Annotated in this window: 1 pseudogene; it reads right to left on the bottom strand. The window is 43.8% G+C overall.

The window, feature by feature from the left end:
- Window positions 1–12 precede the first annotated feature (12 nt).
- Window positions 13–971: pseudogene (locus tag ACF8EG_RS10950) on the bottom strand (IS3 family transposase); the annotation flags it as partial.

Below are 971 nucleotides of genomic sequence, written 5' to 3'. Positions count from 1 at the left end.
GACACTTTTTAACTAAAACGCTCGATGTACTTCATCGGGCGTTTTGTATTTTAAAGCCGTATGAGGCCTCATTTGATTATAGATCTCTACAGATTCTGCAACCATCGTCCTCGCTTCTTCCAGATCTTTCGGTTTCCTAAGTAAGAACTCCATTTTGAGTATCCCATTTACACGCTCTGCTAAAGCATTCTGATAGCAATCATAGCCGTCAGTCATCGAGCAAGTCACTTTGTGTTTCTTATGGATATCTTGATATTCCTTCGAACAGTATTGTGAGCCTCTATCTGAGTGGTGTATTAGCTTTTCTTCACTCTGTCGTTGCCTGAGAGCTGAGATAAATGCCCGCTTAACTGATTGCGTTTTCATGTTGTCATCCACATAGTAACCAACAATCTTCCTTGAATAAGCGTCCGTAACCAGGCTGACGTAACTCTCTCCATCGAGAGTCGGCAAGTAAGTAATATCAGCAACCCATAGCTGTTCTGGCTTCGTTGGTGTCAGCCCATCTTTCACTTTATTAGGGTGACAGTAGAACCGATGACGACTGTTAGTCGTTCGGTGATAGGTTCGTCTTGCTCTCACTAACAGGCGATGCCTTCTGAGAAGCTCAAAGAGTTTATCGCGACCTATTTGAATGCCCTTTATTGCGGCTAAGAACTTCAGTTTACGCGTACCAATGCGTGGCTGCTTCATTCTGACTTCACGGACAAAGCCAATGACAGCATGCTCATGATGTTCACAACGAGATTGAGTCTGGCACTGCTTGTAATAAGCTTGACGAGAGATTTGCACTAACTGACAAAACTTCGTGACGGTCAACCCCGCTATGGTTTTCTATTGGACAACGCATCTTTGTGCTTTTTTGTCACTCTAACGCCATAGTCACGCTCCATAACGTTCACTACAGCTTCAAAGAAGTCGGCTTTGAGCTGTGCATCTTCAAGTTGCTTCTCAAGCTCTTTAATACGTTG

Origin of the sequence: Vibrio sp. YQ_11, from assembly GCF_043103065.1 — a bacterium.
Classification (GTDB): domain Bacteria; phylum Pseudomonadota; class Gammaproteobacteria; order Enterobacterales; family Vibrionaceae; genus Vibrio; species Vibrio parahaemolyticus.
The sequence above is the reverse complement of the archived record's forward strand: the minus strand, read 5'-3'. Positions and strand labels throughout refer to the sequence as shown.